Annotated in this window: 11 protein-coding genes and 3 pseudogenes; 6 read left to right on the top strand and 8 right to left on the bottom strand. The window is 56.4% G+C overall.

Annotation, left to right across the window (positions count from 1 at the left end):
* Nucleotides 1-488: 488 nt before the first annotated feature.
* The 4 genes and pseudogenes from istB to AM571_RS24275 all read right to left on the bottom strand — a co-directional run.
* Nucleotides 489-1,033 (bottom strand): annotated as a pseudogene (gene istB, locus AM571_RS24285) (IS21-like element helper ATPase IstB); the annotation flags it as partial.
* A pseudogene (locus AM571_RS35875) lies at nt 999-1,302 on the bottom strand (transposase); the annotation flags it as partial. The pseudogenes istB and AM571_RS35875, both read right to left, overlap by 35 nt.
* A 74-nt stretch (nt 1,303-1,376) precedes the next feature.
* Nucleotides 1,377-1,823, bottom strand: coding sequence for an FkbM family methyltransferase (locus tag AM571_RS24280; protein WP_269466793.1), 447 nt, complete (start codon nt 1,821-1,823; stop codon nt 1,377-1,379).
* Between the two features lie 402 nt (nt 1,824-2,225).
* Nucleotides 2,226-4,283: a carbamoyltransferase gene (locus AM571_RS24275; protein ID WP_004679190.1), complete on the bottom strand. Its 2,058-nt coding sequence runs from the start codon at nt 4,281-4,283 to the stop codon at nt 2,226-2,228.
* A gap of 1,350 nt (nt 4,284-5,633) precedes the next feature.
* Here AM571_RS24275 and AM571_RS24260 point away from each other — a divergent pair.
* Together AM571_RS24260 and AM571_RS24255 are read left to right on the top strand one after the other, a co-directional pair.
* Nucleotides 5,634-6,308, top strand: coding sequence for a transcriptional regulator (locus AM571_RS24260; RefSeq protein WP_008536492.1), 675 nt, complete (start codon nt 5,634-5,636; stop codon nt 6,306-6,308).
* A 128-nt stretch (nt 6,309-6,436) separates the two neighbouring features.
* Nucleotides 6,437-6,976 (top strand): hypothetical protein, encoded by a 540-nt coding sequence (locus tag AM571_RS24255; protein ID WP_004679185.1) that lies wholly within the window; start codon nt 6,437-6,439, stop codon nt 6,974-6,976.
* Between the two features lie 550 nt (nt 6,977-7,526).
* Here AM571_RS24255 and hemN read toward each other — a convergent pair.
* From hemN to AM571_RS24230, 4 genes and pseudogenes are all read right to left on the bottom strand, one after another.
* On the bottom strand, nt 7,527-8,873 hold the full coding sequence (gene hemN, locus AM571_RS24245; protein WP_018247211.1) for an oxygen-independent coproporphyrinogen III oxidase: 1,347 nt from the start codon (nt 8,871-8,873) through the stop codon (nt 7,527-7,529).
* Between the two features lie 88 nt (nt 8,874-8,961).
* Nucleotides 8,962-9,159: pseudogene (locus AM571_RS24240) on the bottom strand (hypothetical protein); the annotation flags it as partial.
* Nucleotides 9,160-9,266: 107 nt separating this feature from the next.
* Complete coding sequence (gene nifH / locus AM571_RS24235; protein ID WP_004675840.1) at nt 9,267-10,160, bottom strand: nitrogenase iron protein; 894 nt, start codon at nt 10,158-10,160, stop codon at nt 9,267-9,269.
* An 887-nt stretch (nt 10,161-11,047) separates the two neighbouring features.
* On the bottom strand, nt 11,048-11,752 hold the full coding sequence (locus AM571_RS24230) for a nitrogen fixation protein NifQ (RefSeq protein WP_004673813.1): 705 nt from the start codon (nt 11,750-11,752) through the stop codon (nt 11,048-11,050).
* A 1,290-nt stretch (nt 11,753-13,042) separates the two neighbouring features.
* Here AM571_RS24230 and AM571_RS24220 point away from each other — a divergent pair.
* From AM571_RS24220 to AM571_RS24195, 4 genes are all read left to right on the top strand, one after another.
* Nucleotides 13,043-13,480, top strand: coding sequence for a DUF3846 domain-containing protein (locus AM571_RS24220; RefSeq protein WP_004673815.1), 438 nt, complete (start codon nt 13,043-13,045; stop codon nt 13,478-13,480).
* Nucleotides 13,481-13,544: 64 nt separating this feature from the next.
* Nucleotides 13,545-13,715 carry a CCE_0567 family metalloprotein gene (locus tag AM571_RS38500; protein ID WP_004673816.1) on the top strand — a complete coding sequence of 57 codons (171 nt, stop codon included), beginning with the start codon at nt 13,545-13,547 and terminating at the stop codon, nt 13,713-13,715.
* A 1,579-nt stretch (nt 13,716-15,294) separates the two neighbouring features.
* Nucleotides 15,295-15,474: a hypothetical protein gene (locus tag AM571_RS37685; protein WP_004673817.1), complete on the top strand. Its 180-nt coding sequence runs from the start codon at nt 15,295-15,297 to the stop codon at nt 15,472-15,474.
* Between the two features lie 68 nt (nt 15,475-15,542).
* A complete protein-coding gene (locus tag AM571_RS24195; RefSeq protein ID WP_004673818.1) occupies nt 15,543-16,823 on the top strand; it encodes a cytochrome P450 in 1,281 nt (426 codons plus the stop codon).
* The last annotated feature ends 5 nt before the right edge of the window (nt 16,824-16,828 follow it).

The following is a 16,828-nucleotide window of genomic DNA, read 5'->3' as shown; positions in this document are numbered from 1 at the left end:
ATTCCCGCCGCCAGTGCTTCGGGGCTACAGGCGTTGTTGGATTGGTTGAGAGCCTTTCAACGGATCATACCCGGTGGAGTGGAGACGGCCGTCTATGGAGCATCCGCGAAAATTGGTGAAATCTATTGTTTAAATGCGAGTCATCCATTCGATGCATGTAGACGACGTCTTGCCTGCCCGAACCAACAAGTGTCGCCAAACCCACTGTTTTCAGGGGCGTCTTTTCACCCAGTCCTTCTATCCTCAGTGGGCTTGCGCATGTCGTTGCCGCCATCCCCTTCATCCGGGATAGCAAAGGGCGCCGCATGCGGGAGGGACACCCCTGCGTCTCCCGTCAGGCTACGACATTTTGTTCGATCGGCTGCCTTGTATGGAGAAGACCGGATTCCTGACGTTTCAGTGTCATCGTTTTGCAATGAGATAGAGGTAATGGCCGCAAGCCGGCTGGGTCGACCACGTTTGGCTTCCATCGCGGAACGTCGCCGTTAGCTTTCGACGTTCATTTCGAATGATCGTAGCGTGATGAACAAGTCGGTCCACCGCGGCAAGCGTCATGGCCGGGTCCGGAAAGACGCGGTTCCATTCTCCAAAGGGCTGATTGGCGGTGATGATGATGGAGCGCCGCTCATATCTTGCGGAGATGAGTTCGAAGAGCACGCGGGTTTAGGCCTGGTCCTAGTGACGTAGGCCAGGTCGTCGAGGATAAGCAGATCGAACTTGTCGAGCTTTGCGACGGCGGATTCGAGCTGGAGTTCACGCCGTGCGACCTGCAGTTTCTGGACGAGGTCGGTCGTGCGAGTGAACAGCACCCGCCAACCGTTCTCGATCAGCGCGAGGTCGAGGGCCGCGGCGAGATGGCTCTTTCCGCCGCCCGGCGTACCGAACATGAGGATATTGGCACCTTTCGCGACCCAGCTGTCGCCAGCGGCAATGGCCATGACCTGGGCCTGGAGAGCATAGGGACTGCATCAAAATCAAAGCTGTCGAGCGTCTTTTCCGGTGGCAGGTTTCGCCTGGGCAAAATACGCCGACGCTTTGCGCACAATCGCGTTGGCCTGACGAAGCTCGCGGCTCTCCCGCTCAAGAGCCTTCATATTCTCAGCGACATCGTTCGGCCGGCCTGCTCGCTTACCGCTATCGACCTCGGTCTTCTTCACCCATTCGTGCAGCGTGCGTGGCCGGCAAGAAACCGATCTTGGCCGCGATAGATGAAACGGCAGCCCACCGCGCGGGGTGCTCGGCTTCGTGATCCAGCACCATGCGGAGGACTTCAGGCGAGAAATTGTTCGTTGTCTTGCTCATATCGGCTCCAATCTCTCATGAGTTGAAGCCTCCGGCAAACTCGCGCGGTTCTTGAATCCCAAAAAGGGAACCGGCTATAGGCTTGAGTTTTTAAGCAAAACGTCACCCTCCACTCCTCGGGGATACTCAACTACCACCTGGAAGGAAGGTAAGAGCTCAAGAATGGCGCGCAGGGGAAGCTGACCTTCATAGAGCTCATGATCACTATACTCAGCATATATGTAACGCGTTCTCATCAGGATCTGATTGCCACCGGCAATAACGTCGGCCTCGGCTCCCTGCACATCCATCCAGATGAGATCTATGTTCTCTAGGCCAGCTTCGCTGCACCAGTCATCCAGCCTCCTAGTCTCAACCGAAATCGGAGGGTCAAACCGAACCCACTCGTACTCAGAAAGATGGTTCTTGGGACGGCGTATCGAGCCCGAGAGATCCCATTCCTTAGCGCTGTCATTGCCATTGCTGGGATGAAACTCGATCCTCGCGTTTCGGTCGCTGATCGCAACCTCGGATAGCCTCATCCGATCCCGATCAGAACCCATTTTTCCTTGAAGCGTGCAGCGGCTCTGGGGTCTGGCTCAAAGCAATAGAGCTGGGCGCTCGGAAGAAGGCGCAGAAAGCGTTGAGCATCGCTTCCGTCATTGCACCCAATGTCAAAGATTACAGGGTTAGGCTTATCGAGAAGCGAAACGATCTGTCGATGTACGTCTAACCCACACACCGGATCCATCACATTCTCCTTAAGTTTTCGAAGTGCCACTGCTGAACGAGCTCGGGCAGGATATCACTGAAATACCGAGCCATTTGGCCCTTCTTTCGACATGGTTGTTGACGCTTCGCCGTGCGATAGGTGGGCACGGCGCATTGTCTGTCGCGGGCTTTGTTATTCGCGAGTTTGTTTGGCGTAACGAAGCGACCCCAAGCTATGCTGAAAGCCCACTAGTCACCGAGGCCTCAGCGGGGACGGATACCTGTGATTTGCGGCCACGTACCGGGCTTAAGCATATGCAACGCTGCTCCCAAATCTGCCGAAGTTCATTTAGGAAAGTCTCACGACTACCTGAAACCGGCGCGATTCCATCCAAAATGTCTCCAACCAGGGCTTCTCCCTCAATCCTAATTAGCTGTTCAAACAACTCCGGTGAAATACGCACGGCCTGCAGGCTGGAGGCGCCTGTGCGGATCTCACATACAGTCTCTTGCCGATCCAGGGTGGAATATGCACGCGCCTGATGGAGACTTGCGTAAGGTGGCAAGGAAACTGCTAGTTTATTCCACTCCTCCATCGTTGAGATTCGCTTCTTGACGAGAAATGGACCGATCACAAGTGCATCCAGGTCGGTCGTCAAAAAAGTCGTTACGGCATCCCTAACCGAATCTACTACCGGCTCGGCGTTGTTGTTAAACGACGTGTTGAGCAAGATCGGAACGCCGGTTCGCTTCCCGAAAGCATTGATTAGCTCCCAATATGCGGGATTTGTCTCGCGTGACACTGTCTGCAAACGAGCCGTACCATCTACGTGCGTGATGGCGCCTAGCGAACTACGCTTGGGTTCGCGCACAGACACTACGAAATTCATAAAAGGAAATTTGCGCAAGGTACCTGGCAGATCAAAGAATTCCACGGCGTCCTCCTCCAATACCGAGGGAGCAAATGGGCGGTAGCCTTCCCGCTTCTTGACCATCATATTAATTCGATCCTTGTTTGACGCCGGCCTCGGTTCAGCAAGAATACTCCGGTTGCCTAGCGCCCGTGGACCGAACTCCGAACGCCCCTGCACCCAGGCGATCACGGCGCCATCCGCAATCCATTCGGCTGCTTTGCCTGTCACGTCATCACTGCGTTCAATTTCGAGATGCTGGCCCCAAGCAAAAAGTTCCTCCTCCACGCTTCCTTCGCTCTCCAGGTCGGGTCCCCAATAGACGTTTTGCAAACGCTCACGAGGTGCCGGATGCCCCAGATCATGAGACGCCATCAATGCGGCGCCTAGTGCGCAGCCAGCGTCATGGGCCGCCGGTTGCACGAAGATGTCGTCAAACATCCCCGAGTACAGCAGCTTGCCATTCAAAGTGCAGTTGTGTGCCACTCCTCCGGCCAAACACAGTCGTTCGATGCCCGTAACCTTGGTGTAATGCCGTAGGACGTGGAACACGATCCGTTCCAGTGCTTCCTGCAGTGAAGCACTCACATCTTTATGCTGCTGCGTGAACGGCATGCCTTTCTGGCGTATTTGAATGTTACTGAGCAACGTAGGACCAACTCGGTCGAGATGGACCCGATAACCACCGTCGTCTAGGAGTTCGTAAAATTGTTCGAAGATCTCGCGGTACGAAGCGGGATTGCCGTAAGGTGCCAGACCCATGATCTTATATTCATCGAACGCGCCATAACCTAGGTAGCGGATCGTTTCCAAGTATAGCAGCCCTAGAGAATCATTCTCCGGGAATGTCACGAGTGGCTCAATCTCCGTGCTGGAACCAATCGCCAAAAGCCCCGAAAGAAAGTCTCCACCGCCGTCAATTGAGAGGACCAAACTTCGCTCGAAGCCCGACATGAAAAACGAGCTCACGGCGTGCGACATATGGTGGCTCACGAAGGACACACGTGAGGGATCAATTTCGGCACCAAATTCTTGCCCGAGTAAGCCGCACAAAAACAGTCTCGCATCCGGTATTGGGGTGCTTGGGTAAGAGAGGCGCACGCGCTCGAGCACAGCGTTGCAATAGGCCTCGGTCGCATAATACGCGATGCGGTCGATGTCGCTAAGCTGAACACCTGCAGATGCGAGGCAATATTGAATCGAACGCGTTGGTAACTTGTTGGAGTGCTTGATCCGGTTAAGGCGCTCCTCCTCGACCGCCGCTATCACTCGCCCGTCGCGAACGAGAACCGCAGCCCCATCGTGCATAAAGGTGTTCGGTAGATCGAACGAATTTTCGTAGACTCTGCTTAGACCGCCACTGAGCCCTAGACACAGCATGTTGCTCTCCAGTTCGTTTCGAAAGGTAGGTCGCTCTGGCCTGGCCACCGGCTTTCGTAGTTTCATAGGGTGGCGCTTGACAGTGCAGCTAGAGTTCACGGGTCGAAGCCGAAATCAGATCGTGACCGGATCGGTGAGATTGCCGACAATCGGCGCTAACAGAGCCCCAGACCGAAGCATTTGCGGCAGTAACGCCGCGTAACGTATCCACATTACCCAGTCCTTCATCTTTCCGCCCGACAGCCACAACGACGTTTGGTGGTCGCTACAAAGGTCGCAGACCGTATCCTTGCAGCGGCGAGTGCGCCTGCGTTGGCTCCGAGGCATAGCACACAGAATTCCGCCGCCGGCCTCCGTCATTCGCATATGCGCCAGTACCGAACTCAGCTACCACGCGGTGGGACCGCCATTGATAATCACGTCGAACGGCGCCCACGGCGTGAGAACCGATCTGCAACAACGCTAGAAGGGGAAGCAGTAGAAAGATGACCAGCGCGCGGTGAAGACGAATAGGAGGCGGCATCGACCGGGGCAAAAGTGCGTCCCGTGAGAGCCCACTGAAACGTCGAGAAGCAACGACCAAGATTCTACTCGATCACGTCGAGCGCAAGATAACGATCGAGACCAGGCAGCAGACCGACTGCCTCATCTCGTTTTCCCAGCACAGTCTCCACGGCACCCGAGGACCCATTTTAAGAACTCCGAATTACGGCTTTTACAAAACGCTTCTTCAGCGTCTTCTAATGGCAACCGTTTCGATCAGTAAAATCGATTGTTTGGATGGAATGCATTCACGAAAACGATGGCGTGACTCAGCAGTGAAGCGAGCGGCGACCCCATCCTTCTCTCTATGGCGGCCGTGTGCAAGGCAGATCCGCCTGTGACATTCGACCGACAAACTCCTCGTGTCTTGTCATAAAAGCAACACTCCTTCGCTACTCTTGTTTCAGCCGACAAAGCCAAGCCGCATGTTCGTCTCGGCACATCAATGAGCCTAATGGCGGCGCTAGCTGCAAGGAAACTGCGTTCGGTCTTGGTCAGCACCGCCGCTGCGAGTGCCGCGAAACGTGGGCCAAGCGCTTCAACATTTTCCCCGGCGTGAGTGCGCAGCATCTGGTCTTTGAAGCGCCAGCCGACGAAGGAGAAGCCTGGGTTGGTGCGCGGCTCCTTCACCACTTAGGGACCGGGACGATAAATCGGCAGAGGCCGCGGTAACTCCAAAAAATAACGCGGCGCTAAAAAATTGGCCTCAGGCTAGACCGTGGGTATAGACTGGTAGTCCGGTAGGCGCTATTCGTGCTGTTCCAGCATAACATCAGCCACCCCGTGGATTCTCCAAGGCCTCTTATATTGAAAAAAGTGCAACGCAGTTTTGCCGTCGAGTACAAGAACGGCAGGCGAAAACTTGATGCCAGATCGAACTCGATCTGGGGCAATGTGGATCTAAAGTCAGTCGCGCGCGATCTAGAGGAAGAGGCATTGCCTTTTCTGTCAGGTAGCTCTCAGAGTGGCAAACCCGACAGCGAAATGTCTTTGCCGGAACAAGATCAGGCCGAGCAGTTGTTGACAGCGCCTCTCGGGCCGTCGACAACTGCATCAGATACACAGGAGATGAGCATGGCCGACGAGACTAATACGACAACCAAGGTCGATGGACAGACCGTTGTCGAAACGCCTAATGCGCCGAAGAAACAGCGCAAACCGCGCGCCAAAAAAGTCGCGGCACTCGAGACCGCGTTAGCTGACGCTACGGCAGAGCCGGCAGCTGCGCTGGCCGGGGACGGTGGTGTGAAGAGGAGAGGGCGCAAGACAAAGGCTATCGAAGCCACGGCGAGCGCCAAACGCGCACCTGTGCACCGTGCTCCAAAGGCTGTGCAGGCAGCGCCGGCTGCCCCGATGACGGCGAGCGATGAAATGGCAGACCTTTTGCAGTTGGAAGAGGAAAATCAGCGGCTGCGCAAGCTTCTTGCTGAAAAACTTCGCGCTGAAAATGAAGATCTGCGCAAACGGCTCAAGCTCGATTGATATAAGCAGCCGGTCAATAAGCGACCGTATCTACATTCTTATCGAGACAAACAATTCGGCAACGGTAATGCTGTTGCCGGACCCCAAACTCACTGCCTGCTTGCGGGATAAAACGCGAGGTCGGATAGATGGCGTCTCCCTGGAAACTTCTTGCCCGACTGATCTCACCGGGTCGCGAACAAAAGCGAGAAAACGGTTCGGACCAGAAGGTTACGCCGGACACATTGGCCATTGCCGGTCCGACCGAAACGCCTGCCGAGAAGAGCCTGATAAGCGCCGTTCGACCGGCAAGCGAGGGGCCTCCCCGTCACGGCCATTCTCCTGCAATTTCCACCGAGTTTGTCGTTTCTAAGGAAGTCGGAATCGGTGGCCACGATCAGGTAGAAGGCCAAGATGCCAAAAACGTTGAGGCGGCCGATCCACCTCCATTCGGCGGGCTTAGTACCGACATCGCCGCTGGGCACGATGCTACGAGGCTCGAGCGAACTCTCGAGGTCGCCCCGCGTAAGAAGGCATCAGCCGCGATTGCAAACGCTGCCCCGGCAGTTCACACTGCGGACCAGATGAGCCTCGACGAAGACATCAGGGTGCTCAGGAGGCAACTAGCCAGAAAGCTAAGGCTGCAAAACGCGCAGTTGAGAACAATGCTGGAGCGGTTTGAACGGTGACCTGTCGCAGTGCAACAACCTGTCGCCCCGGGCATGTAGTGGAGCCAGCGGCAGCATCACCTGTGTACGGCAAGGACAAATAATTGGGGTCCGAACACGGTCCCATTTCGTCGAGATCAACGACAAGAGTGTTTAGGCCATGTTCTAGGCATTTAACCGCGCTCGATCGCCACCGTGGACATCGAGCCTGCCGCAGGTTTCCTGGATGCGCGTCTCCGCCGCCTGCGCAATCGAAGCCGCATTGGTGGCGTCAAGCTGAACTGTCCGGGCGTCTGGTCCGTTTTGAACGAAGGTGTCGCCTGCTTCAAGTTGGCGCGCTCAACCGAGCCGGTGAAGCCGTGCTGCGCCAGACCTTTCACGATATTTGACGGCGGATTTCTTTGCCAGTGGCGAGAGCTGAACTGTGACGCGATCGAGACCGACACATGCCATGGACTGCGAATTCAGCGATCGATTTAAAATCGAGCAATTGGGGGCTTGCCTCCTGCCTAACATCTCGACGAACTCGAGCTCGATTATGTGATCACTCCAAGGCCCTCCGTTTGCCAGTCTAGATCGGCTGGCGGCCAAGATAAGCATCGAACGCGGCAGCGACATGGCGAAGGGCAGAGCGACGTTCGTGCCGCACACGGACTAAACCGTTGTCAAACTCAACGATCCCATCCTCAGCCAGAATCTCTAGCTGCTTAGCTGAACTCACTAGATGGGTCTGATCAAATCCCTGAGCCGTACAGATTGCTGATATGTCCGCCTCCAAGTAGCACATGAGCTGTTCGATGATTGCAGCTCTTACGCGATCCTCGGTAGTTAAACGGTAGCCCCTTGAGATCGCCAAGCGGCCGGATGCTATGTGCCGGTTATAACAGCTTTGCGTGAGATCGTTTTGAACGTAACCGTCGCCGCAACGACCAATGGCGGACGCGCCCAAACCGATGACAGTTGAGCAGGTTTCGGCAGAGTAACCAAGCGAATTTCGGCGCAGACGACCAGCTCTCTGTGCTATTGCAAGCTCGTCATCCGGCAAAGCAAAATGGTCGAGACCAATTTGCAGATAGCCTGCTGCAACTAACGTATCGGCCATGGCTGAGGCCTGCTCAGCTCGCGCGGCTATATCGGGCAGTGCTGCTGTGTCAATCAAGCGCTGATTTTTTCGAAAAGATGGAACGTGGGAATAACCGAAAACCGCGAGGCGGTCGGGACGCATCGCAATAGCTAACATAGCGCTCTCGAGACAGGACTGGACGGTTTGGTTCGGCAAACCGAACATCAAGTCGAAATTGATACGCCTGACCCCATACAGGCGGAGGTTTTCGACGGCGGTCATCACTTGCGCCTCGCTCTGAATCCGGTTGATCGCTTTTTGTACGACGGGATCGAAGCTCTGCACACCGACGCTTGCGCGATTCACACCGGTCCTTTCTAGGGCTTCGGCCATATCGGTGGTGAACGTGCGCGGGTCGACCTCAACGGCAATGGTTGCACCTCGCTCAATCGCAAAACGGCCGCGCAGGAGTTCCATTAGCGACAGGAAGTCTGCCGATGGCATAATGGTCGGGGATCCGCCGCCAAAGTGCACGTCACCCACTGAGAGTGCCTGCGGCACTTGCTCGGCGACCAGGCGGATTTCCTCGCGCAGCATTGCTAGATAATTGGTTATCAAAGTGTCCCGACGAGTGATGCTAGTCGGAAAACCACAATACCAGCACATCGAGCGGCAGAATGGAATGTGGAGATAGAGCGAGACAGCGTCATCAGTTCCCTGGCTTCTCAGCCATTGCTCATGAGTGTGGGCGCCGATTTCTGAAGAAAACTCCTGTATTGTTGGGTAGATAGTATACCAAGGCAACTGCACCCCGCTATTTGTGTTCGGAACGAAAATCGACGACGGTGCGCGCAAAGACTTTCGCCTGCAGTCCGTGTCACGTTCACATACAATATTTGACACGTTTTTTTCCTTCGAAAGCTTGGTCCTATTGGGCACATGCCACGCCCGGAATGGACTTGATGTTCGATTTGACGTCGCATTCGGAAAGGGCCTTCGGCTCATCGCCAGGCTCGTCGCCGCTCGTTGCGACGCTGAGGTGCTTCTTGCGGCGCTTCGCCGCCTTGTCTGGATATTGCGCTAACACTTCCGCAATGAGCTGTTCATGCAAAACGCTGTCATTCTCGTAATCAAGGCTCATGGGCCCCTGCCCCCTTTCAAGGTTCGGGTTAGGTCGTCGTCGCCGAAGCGGCTTTCTTGGAAGGACGCGCTGGCGCAAGGGCCAGCGCGTCCTGTCGACAGCGGCAGTTATTGAGCCGCAACCACCGCTGACTCCTTGGCCTGTAGTTCGGCCAGCATCTGCTCGTCGCTCTTCATGATGCCGAAGTCGAGCAGCATGTCTTCGAGCTCTTCCATGGTAATCGGGGTCGGAATGGTCCCTTGGCCCGAATTGGCATGGATCTTCTCGGCTAGCGCCCGATATTCCCCGGCCTGCTTGGAGTCCGGCGCGTACTGGATCACCGTCATCTTCCTGAGCTCGGCGTGCTGGACGATGTTGTCACGCGGCACAAAGTGGATGAGCTTGGAATTGAGCCTGGCAGCCAGCGCCTCGGAGAGGTCGAGCTCGCGGTCCGTCTGGCGCTCGTTACAGATCAGGCCGCCGAGCCGCACGCCGCCGGAATGGGCATATTTCAGGATGCCCTTGGCGATGTTGTTGGCGGCATAGAGCGCCATCATCTCGCCGGACATCACGATGTAGATCTCCTGGGCCTTGTTCTCACGGATCGGCATCGCAAAGCCACCGCACACCACATCGCCGAGCACGTCATAGGAGACGTAGTCGACATCGTCATATGCACCGTTCTCTTCAAGGAAATTGATCGAGGTGATGACGCCGCGCCCGGCGCAGCCGACGCCCGGTTCCGGACCGCCGGACTCCACGCACTTGATGCCTTTGTAGCCGGCCTTGAGCACGTCCTCGAGCTCAAGGTCTTCCACCGAACCTTCCTGCGCTGCCAGATGCAGAACCGTGTCCTGTGCTTTGGCGTTCAGGATCAGCCGGGTGGAGTCGGCTTTCGGGTCGCATCCGACGATCAGGATCTTCTGCCCGAGGTCGACAAGCGCTGCGAGCGTATTTTGGGAGGTGGTGGACTTGCCGATCCCCCCTTTGCCGTAAAATGCGATTTGACGCAAATCTGACATATCGCCTTCCTTCTTTCGTTCCATCCATCGCTGAGTAAAAGGCAGGCAGCTCGCGCCGCCTCGCATGGCAATCTTCAAAACCCGTGCCATGTGGGCAGCAGCATATAAAACAGTTGTTTTGCTGATCTTCAGCTATTTAATTCCAAACTTTCGAAGGCGGGATCGACAAACTCTTGTCTCGAAACCGCCAAACTGGATGAAGCGGCTGCGAGGTCTTGTCGGTTGGAAATCGCTTGCGTCAAAGATCAACAAATCTCGTCCGTATCCTTACATCTCAGGCGAGGGACAGAAGTAGTGTGGCAAGTCGTAGAGCCAAACAGATCGGCACCGCATTGACGGCCAATCGGCTTCGCACCGCGCGTCGGAATTAAGGCCGGATGATCAGCAGAACGCATATGAAGGCACAGTAGAGATTGTCGCTTACAACAAGCTCGCTGTTATGCTGTCTCCACGAACAAATAGGAGGAATGCCGACAGCTTGGCAGCTGAAGTCTTGCAGGCCCGGATTGTTCCGCCATTGGCGAGATTGACAACGGAGCCGGTTTCGATCGTCAGCGGGCCAAATTCTGGAGGAAATGCTCGAAGGCTACAGCAAAGATCGTGAGCAAGCTATCAAGTTAAAGCGCTAGTCGCGGATGCTTTTTTCCGGCCGCACGCTCAGCTCCGACAAATTGTAGATCGCGTAGTCGAATATGGCGAAGAGCTTAAGGCAATTTTAGTAGGCGCTATAGAATGGACCGATGATCATTATCCGACGACGACATCACCGCTCATATTTAGGAAAGCGACATTTGCGCGTGCCCGCACAGTCGCAACATCGGGAGCAATAATCCCCCGTATCGGTTCAACGTCGCCGGACAAGCCCGCCAAGATTGCATCTGTGGCCTTTACGTTTTCAAGATCTCGTGCCCGACGAACTCTGCCGCTCCAGAAAGACTTCCGCTTTCCTCAGGGAGAAAGCATTCATTAAAATCGCCGCATTCCTTGCAGCTGGGAGCGCTACAAAGGGAAAAGCCTTCAGCTTCGCAAATCTTGCGGTAGAAATATTTTTTCCACCTCATGTTGCAGGTGTTGCCTGCCGCCAGCGCCGGAAAATGCGCGAACAGCAATCTCCTAAGTTCGGCTTTGTCATGCAAGCCGAGATCCCGCCAGAGGTGGTCTTCACGCATGGAACGTCGCGCAATGATCTTAGCAAAACGCACGCCCTCAGGGTCGCCTGGCCGCACATGCGCTAGGAGCATGTCGCGCAACAGTTGCTCCTCCGCATCAGGCACGCAATCACTCGCCTCTTGCAGGGCAAAGGCGCGGATAAGCCTTGCTGGGAAACTGCGGGTTGTATCCCGCAGCTCCCTAAGCGAAAGGCCGGTTGCCTCGGTCGCGGTGGCAATCCCCATCTCAATTTCTTCAAGTGCGCGCGAAAAAAAGCGGAAGAGCACATAGTCATCAAATAACTTGAGACCCATCTGGCATGGTCGGCTGAAATAGAGTGTTTGGCAATCGTCGCAGTGGTCGACGGCTAGGCCGGTTTGACGTGCGGCGTCCACAGTTGGTACCGCTACCGTCAAGACCCCGATGTGATGCACATTTGGCATGCGCTTCGTCGCTTTCTCCAATAATCGAATTCAGTTGGCTGCTTTGGTCCCCGGAAGGCGAACATTCAAAGGTTGTGCCAACTTGAGCAAGTGACAATTGAAGCCGGCTTTTCAATCACTCGATCGCCTGTGCAGCGGGAGGCGATCCCGCCTCCCGCTGTCGTCAAACGGACAAACGCAGGCTTTCAATCTGCGGCGCCGATTGAGCAGTCTGAGTGCGGCAATCTGAGGGAAGATCGAAGATCAACTGCTGCGCAACGACGCCTTAGCCGTCGATGAGAGTTATCATATGTCTCTTCGATAGTCCTCAGAGTAGTTGGAGACCGGGCCTGTTCGCCACACTCCGAGGGCCGCCGCCATAGCGAGCAACATGGCGGCGGCAGTATCTCTCCGGGATACGCAATAAAATCTGCCGCTTCCTATCTATTGCATTTTTTACGTTTCTCCGCTGACGTCGCGATCACCTTGTTTGGTTAGACGCTTTGATCATGCACCAAGGTCGCTAATCAGGAAAAATAGATTGATTGGATGCCGTCATCCGCGTTTTGAATAGCACTAAAAACGCGGCACCAAAAACGCCTGGGGACCGAGCGCGAACTCGCGACCGCGGCACTCAGCACACTTTAAGTAAGCCAACAGTGAGCGCGGCTGTTGCCCCGGTTGCGCTAGCCAAATGTCGTGATGCTCGGATGGAACTTGCCGATTGCAAATTTTCTTTCTGCTTCAGCGTCGCAAGGGGTGCCTTGATAGAAGCTCCACTCGTCAGCTTCTCGCGTCTGCAGCATGGGAGATGATTTCCAATTCTGCCGGGGTATTCGTACAGCGTACAGCTCTCGTCAAACTTGGAACACGCACCCGTTTGCATAGCCTGCCCAAGGTCGGGATCCCGTTCCGCAAATTTGGGACAAATGTCGAGCCATACGAGCGGCGACGCCGATGGCCGCCACGTTCGATTGCTGAACTCGCCTTAGTCCACTGCGCGGCTGCTGGTATGGTCCAACATCGTCGCGTACATGTTTGGCGCGGAATTGGTATGGGGGCGCGCCGGAATAAAACCACGCGTATTCAAATATCTAAATAAAGTCAACGATATGGGCGACATTGGAGCGACACGTCCGGAGCGTGACTTGAATTGAACCGAACCGAATTGGCGCAGGACCATTTACACAGCACGCTGAATCTGCATATTGCCGCGCGTTGTCGCTATCCCGAGTTGATGCACGAGTCGCTTTCGCTCCCGTCAAAAGCAGCTGGGCACGGGCTCTTTTCAAGAATTTAGAAGGCAAGGATATGGAAAATTTTGTGTATCTGTTGGAGCCGGAAAGTGCGATCTTTCGCGCCGCTGAGCTCCCTGATCGCAACAGCATTGCATCGATCTCCGGTTTAATTGGCAGTGATCTTATTCAGATGATCCGCTTCGACGACATGCACTCGCTATTTGTTGGGGAAGAAGCTTTGCGAGTTGGGTTAACCGCCTTCACGATCTTTGACGGGTACCCGATCCCTCTTGCCGGGCAGATAGCGCTTTTGGGAGGCGACGGTAGTAAACCTTATCGTTCACCGTCAATAACGATGACGGAAGCCGCGCGACGTTTTGAATGTTGCCGGCCGGTGCTTGATCCTGTGTTTGCTCCGATGGACCGAGTGGCGAACAAGGGCCTCATCGTTGCGGGCGCACTGGAAAGCCTGCAAGTGCGTATTGATCGCCGCTCCCCGGTGCTCCTATGAGCGCAATGACGAATGATAGGATCCAGGTCGCGCCGATTCGCTCAGAGTCCGCGAGTGTGCCGACATGGGCTGGAGAAACGGAAAGCTGACGCCTCAAAGCGGCGTTCACTACGTTGCCGAAGGCCTCCCGTTCAACTGGACAAAGGTCAACACTGAAGGGCGGAAGACGTTCAGTGCATTTGCCGAGTTGGAAGCCGCGAAGGAAAAAGTCGCCATTTTGGCGTGTTCGCGCTGACCCGGCTTTTGGCAACCTATGGCACCAGCTGAATGCCGAAGTAGTTGATCGCTGTCGACGGCGCAACCCGCTTTGCATGCAGACGCTGTTTCAACGCCTGCTCTCGGCGAAGTCATGCACGTTCATAGCGTAGACGAACCGGGCGAAATCATCGGCGTCGACGCAGTTGAAACATTGGACGAACGAACGGGAGCAAGACCTTGCCCTTTAGAACCTTTTTTTGCATCCTGCTGCTGGTCACGTGCACCAGCGCTGTTTCGGCCTACGCCGCCTCGCTTTCCATCTTCAAAGCGTTCGCCGTAACCTTAGCGGCTTCGGTTTTCCTTCAGGTCGTTTATTTCTTGAGCCTGCTATTTATGTCCTTCCGGCCCACGCGCGAGAGCGACAGATCGATACATTCAGGAACTCGGCAGGCAGACCAGCCACAAAAACGTGATCGCGATAAAACAGAGCAGTCCAACGTCCCCAAGCTTGACCCAAGGCGTAAACGGCGCACCCCTTAGCGGTGTAGGTATTGACCGAATTCATCAGGCGTAAGCTCAATTCGATGTCATGGAACTATTCAACAACCTCCAGCAACCGAGGACCGCTTTTTTCACCACGGTGCGGCGGTCCATGAGATGCTGCATTGGTCTCCCGATTGCTTCATCTTCGGCATGGATCGGGCATCGTCTGGTTTAGAAGGTCTCCGACTAAGGCGACTGCTGCCGACCGCCGCTTCTGATTAGATGACATGTTTCCGGAAGAGAACATGCCTCGAAATTTGATCGTTTCCCGTTGCCTTTTAGACCTACGCCGATCGAGAAGCTCGACCGTCTCGGTAAGCGCGGGGGTGGAAACATTGAGAACAACGTCAACGAGATGACTGCAAGCTCGGAACTTGCATCTGGCGGAAATAAGCTCCGCAAACTTTATTACCGGAGGGTCGAGGCGGGTCCAGTCAGATTTGCCCAAAGCCGGCGCTTTTAACGCGGCGGCGCAGTCGACGACGTTCCCGCCCATGGGACGAAAACTGGCGGGGCAACTTCGACGTCGAAGATGGCGCGGATTGTTGCACGAAAGCTCGCCTCGGGGCATCCCATGCAGGTCGCCGACTGTCGGACGCAGACCGGCGTTAGATCAGGCTTTTGTCAGACATGTACTCCGCGGTTGTCGGCATTGAGACTGAATGGCGGGAGCTTGACACTACGCGCTGCTACGAAATGCCTGCTGAGCCCACGAATTCACTTCGGCACGCGATTTGCTCTGGTCACGGTATGTCGCCAATCGCAGCGCGATGGTCTTCGGGCGGCGCGTCGCTGTTCGCGTCTCGTGAGGTCCGATGGTTTGCTGTGGCAATGATAGTGGCTCGGTTGTGCGCCGGGAAAATGTGAGGAGTGTTGGATGCGATCTAGAGTTCTTCGTTTGCGAGCCACACACGTCGCGAGCGGTACAGCCAAAGCGGCGGACCTTGAGCCAGGCGGGAAACCGGGCGTGTGGGACTGGTTTGGAAGTTATGTTTGCGGACGGGTCGGTGGGCGGGTGGGGTCGAACCTGCTGCGCGAATTCCTACGGTCGGCCGACCTATGGCGTTACCGACATGTTCGATTTCAACCGGCTGCAAAACCCGCACCTGCCCCTCGGCCAGGGGCCGCATCTGTGCGTGGGCGCTGCGCTGGCGCGCCTGAAATTGGGACGTGCCTTCCCCCCGCCGTTCGTGCGGCCGGAGGATCTGGCGCTGGCAATCGCCAAGGAGGACGTCGTCTACACGCTGTCTTAACTCATTTGCTGCCCGCAGTCCGCCCGTCATCTTCCGCCCCTTCCGGGCTTAAAGAGTGAAGCGTCACCATGTCCGAACAATCCTTGCCGACGCTGCCGATGTGGCGGGTCGATCACATCGAGCCCTCGCCCGAGATGTTGGCGCTACGCGCCAAGGGTCCGATCCACCGCGTGCGCCTTCCGTCCGGGCACGAATGCTGGTGGGTGACAGGCTATGACGAGGCCAAGGCGGTGCTGTCTGACGCGGCATTCCGGCCCGCGGGAATGCCTCCGGCGGATTTCACCCCAGATTCGGTCATTCTCGGTTCGCCGGGATGGCTGGTCTCGCACGAAGGGGACGAGCATGCTCGGTTACGCACGATCGTGGCGCCGGCCTTCAGCAACAGCAGGGTGAAGCTGCTTACGCAGCAGGTCGAGGCGATCACCGTGCAGTTGTTCGATACGCTGGCGGTTCAGCCCCAGCCCGCGGACTTGCGACGCCATCTCTCCTTTCCGCTTCCGGCCAAGGTAATCAGCGCGCTGATGGGCGTGCCCTTCGAGGAACACGCCTTTTTCGCAGGGCTCTCCGACGAGGTGATGACGCACCAGCATGAAAGCGGCCCGCGCAGCGCGTCCGGCCTGGCCTGGGAAGAGCTCCGCGCCTACATCCACGGCAAAATACGGGGCAAGCGACAGGATCCGGGCGATAACCTGCTGACGGATCTGCTAGCCGCGGTCGACCAGGGCAAAGCGACCGAGGAAGAGGCGATCGGCCTCGCGGCGGGCGTGCTGGTGGCGGGGCACGAGAGCACCGTCGCGCAGATCGAATTCGGCCTGCTGGCCATGTTTCGCCATCCGCAACAGCGCGAACGCCTGGTCCGCGATCCTTCCCTGGTGGACAAGGCGGTGGAAGAAATACTGCGCATGTATTCGCCTGGCGCGGGGTGGGACGGCATCATGCGCTATCCCCGGACCGACGTTAACATCGCGGGCGTGCATATACCCGCGGAGAGCAAAGTACTGGTCGGCCTGCCGGCGACCTCGTTTGATCCGCGCCATTTCAAAGACCCGGAAGTCTTCGACATCGGACGCGACGCAAATCCCCACCTGGCGTTCTCCTACGGGCAGCACAATTGCATCGGGGCGGCGCTGGCGAGGCTGGAACTGAAGGCCATATTCGGTTCGATCTTCCAGCGCTTTCCCGCGTTGCGCCTGGCCGTGGCGCCCGAAGAACTGAAGTTGCGCAAGGAGATCATTACCGGCGGGTTCGAGGAGATGCCGGTGCTCTGGTGCGGACGCCCCCCGGCATCGCAATCTTCTCATTTGGCGGCGCCTGGCGCGCACCGGTCAGATCAGCCACTCGACAGGTAATCAAG

The organism is Rhizobium etli 8C-3 (assembly GCF_001908375.1).
Taxonomy (GTDB): domain Bacteria; phylum Pseudomonadota; class Alphaproteobacteria; order Rhizobiales; family Rhizobiaceae; genus Rhizobium; species Rhizobium etli_B.
Note: the sequence above shows the minus strand (reverse complement) of the source record. Positions and strands in the feature narration are given on the sequence as shown.